Origin of the sequence: Sedimentimonas flavescens (assembly GCF_025154035.1) — a bacterium.
Taxonomy (GTDB): Bacteria; Pseudomonadota; Alphaproteobacteria; order Rhodobacterales; family Rhodobacteraceae; genus Rhodobacter; species Rhodobacter flavescens.
In genome coordinates this window covers 1-2,456 of the sequence record NZ_JAOALJ010000015.1, presented here as the reverse complement: position 1 = coordinate 2,456, position 2,456 = coordinate 1, and the positions used below count along the sequence as shown (strand labels likewise).

Genomic DNA, 2,456 nt, shown 5'->3' with positions numbered 1-2,456 from the left:
ATGGTGCCCGGAGGCTCCCTCTGTATTGGGTTATGTTCCCGTTACAGGCATCGCATCAGCTCCAAGCCTCAGCAAACACAGGGATAATCGCAGAGTGGAGTTGGGGTCAACAGGTGTCGCGTGTTCTACGATTTGTTCTACACCAGCCGAACGGGGCAGACCTGAGGCCGGGCTGAGCGCGGGTGTCTTCTCCATTTCCAGCACTTCACGCCTCAAGCTTCGGGATTTCTGAGCAGCCCACCCCCACGGGGGAAAGCGACCATCGCCCTATAAGGAGAAGGCGCTCAGAATTTTGACCCCAAAATCTCCTGGGATCTCATCCCCTGGGAGAATGCACCGGGCCGAACATCGGCTGGAACGCATCAACGCCCCTAGTGGAGTGGATCTGCACCCGCTGCAGGTTCAGCTGCGCCAACTCGGCCGCAACATCGGGGTGGCAGCACAGCCTGGTAAAGTTCGTCCGATCCGCGATGCCGAGCTGTACCATCAGATCCGTGAAGAAGATCGGGGCGATGGGGTCTTGTCGCCGTTTGGCTTCGATCAAAGAGATCAGCTCTTTCTGCTTCCTTCCTTTCAGCTGTTTGTTTTGCTGCCGCCACGGCTTCACCCTCGCGCCAGGGAAGGTGGCTTCCAGCAGCGCCTTTGTCTTCTTGCCTGGGGCTATGACGTAGAGAGCGCAGGGTGGACACCGACCCTCTTTGCAGCCCCGAACCCGGCCCCGTCCTGCCGCTTGCAGCACAGCATGGGCAAACTCGCCCGCCTCGATCTGCGCGACAGTGTCAGCCTCAAGCTCTGCCGTGATGGGGAGGCCCAGGCTGGCATGCGTCAAGCCGATACGCTGGCTTTCGGGCAAGCGCATGACACCGCCTAGGATCACATTCTCCACATCGCGGAAGGCGTTGGTCGCCATGTGCCGCCCCCAATGCAAGAAGCTGACCCGGCTGGCGTCGGTGGTCATGAAGCGCTTGATCAGCATGACCGGCTGCACACCGCCTGGGGCCTGGTGATGGACGACCAGGAAACGCTCATCGGGTTTGCTGTCGATCACAGCGGCAATTTCCCGGGCAAGCCTTTCCCCGTCTTTCTGCCAGCTTTGCTTGCCTGCGCCCCGTTCCATCAGGTGTATGGTCAAGGCCCCGTAGTCCTTGCGGGCACCCGGCAAAAGCCGTGGTCCTCCCTGTTGCTGTCCCCAGAGCGCCCAAGTGCCTCGCACCGAGGCAGACGCATCAAGCACAAGCGCCGGGGCGAAGTCGGGCGGAAGGCTGTCTCGGATGTCGAGCGCTACACGAATGTTCCCGCTGCCGCTGCAGATCTTCACCACCCTGCCGGATAACGTGTAAAGTCTGGCTAGCCGATCTCGGACCCCGTCATCGACCTGCGACAGTGAGACCCGTATGGATGAGGGGATCTCGGGGAGCTGTACGAGCTGATGCGATTTGACCTTGCTGAGTTGCTGCTGGATCTGTGCGATCCTGTCTGCCAGATCGGGGTTGAGGAGCCGGATTGGGGCGAGCAGCCCGCCCAGATCGTCGGTCGAAAGCGTGACCGCCTGTGCCGGATCCATCGTCTCATCCCAAACACGAAGCTGACGCGGCTTGCCGAGGTAGTGGAAGTCCCGGCATTCGGCCAGAGGCCCAGCCCCGCAGCGGCTCTTCAGCATTTGAGGCGTGATGAAGAGGATCTGTGCCTGATCAGGTAAGGTCGAGGTCGGTAAGGGGCGGTCAGGATCCGACCACATCACGGCGATCTCCCCCTCCCCAAGACCCGTTTCCTTCACAAGACGCTCGATCTCATCAAGGAAGGGAAGGCAAACCAGCACTCCCGCCTCATCATGATCGGCAGAGCGGGCGAGGTGACGCAGAAACAGCGCCAAAGCCGTGGTCTTGCCCATCCCGGGAGCTAGGTCACAGACCACCAGCTCGGGAAAGCAGCCCCCTTGCGCCAGAGCCGCTAGCGTCGAGATCAACGCTTGCAAGGCGGCCAACTGTTGGGTGGTTGGGGCTAGACCCCGCACCGTCAATTCTTCCTTCAGGTCTGCCATCACCGTGTCAATGAGGTCAGGTAGATGGGAAGTAGTCAAACTTTCACTATAGCTTAATGGGTTTTTGACCAGCTCGGGCTGGCTGGACACATCAGCCGACAAGCCATCGCACGAGCGCATAGCCTCGGCCTGGAAACTCAGGTCGTTCATGGTGTTGATCTTCATGGGATTGGTGGAGGGGGCGCAGCGAAACGGCAAGCTAGAGCCAAAGCGTCAGCTCAAAGCTAAGGCCGACAAGCAAGCCGCTAAGCTGCAGTGGTGGGTCTTGGGGGAACTGAAGCGGACAGCCTGAAGCGGCAGCCCCCAGCAGCGCCCCCGCATCCAGGTCAGCTTGAGGCCGTTACATGCAGCCACGAGCCAAGGGGATCATCTCAGCCAAAAGGGAAAATCGGCATCGGAGGGGCGTGGCACAGCG

At 60.6% G+C, this 2,456-nt stretch carries 1 protein-coding gene; it reads right to left on the bottom strand.

The genetic code is table 11. From position 1 onward, the window contains the following. Nucleotides 1-316: 316 nt before the first annotated feature. Entirely contained in the window at nt 317-2,206 is a 1,890-nt protein-coding gene (locus N3C64_RS15220; protein WP_260015101.1) for a hypothetical protein, read from the bottom strand. Between the last annotated feature and the right edge of the window lie 250 nt (nt 2,207-2,456).